The 608-nt window shown below is 62.0% G+C and carries 1 protein-coding gene; it reads right to left on the reverse strand.

The annotated features are described in order from the left end of the window. Positions 1-5 precede the first annotated feature (5 nt). Positions 6-608: DDE-type integrase/transposase/recombinase (locus tag BST27_RS30770; protein WP_139805519.1), on the reverse strand; the 603-nt coding region annotated here is incomplete at its 5' end.

The raw sequence follows: 608 nt of genomic DNA on the forward strand, positions 1-608 counted from the left end.
GGTATTTACTGAGTTTCCTCCTGTGGTTGGTTGGGTCGGTTGATCCATGAGGTATTGGGGATCTTGGGCGGTTCGGGTGGTTTGCGGACGAACCGTTCGGGGTGCGCGTCGTAGGCGTTGGCCAAGGTGGTGGCGCGCTTGTCGCGGATTGTCTCGGCCAGGCCGTAGTGGATATCAGCGGCGGTATGCAGGCCCAGTGCGGTATGACGATGTTCGTCGTTATACCAACCAAAGAAGACCTGGCAGTGGCTGCGTGCGGTCTCGATCGAGTCGAACCGGGCGGGGAAGTCGGGCCGGTACTTCAGCGTCTTGAACTGGGCCTCGCTGAAGGGGTTGTCGTTGCAGACGTGGGGTCGGCTGTGTGACTGGGTGATGCCGAGGTCGGCCAGCAGGAACGCTACCGGCTTGGATGTCATCGAGCTGCCGCGATCAGCGTGGATCGTCAACTGGTCGCGCCCAATCGCCTGCTTGGCGCAGGTCTGTCGGATCAGCACCTCGGCCAGGGCGGCCGATTCGCGGCTGGCCACCATCCACCCAACGACGTAGCGCGAGAAGATGTCCAAGATGACATACAGGTAGTAGTAGGACCACTTCGCCGGGCCGCGCAG

It is taken from the genome of Mycobacterium intermedium, assembly GCF_002086275.1.
In the GTDB taxonomy this organism is placed as follows: domain Bacteria; phylum Actinomycetota; class Actinomycetes; order Mycobacteriales; family Mycobacteriaceae; genus Mycobacterium; species Mycobacterium intermedium.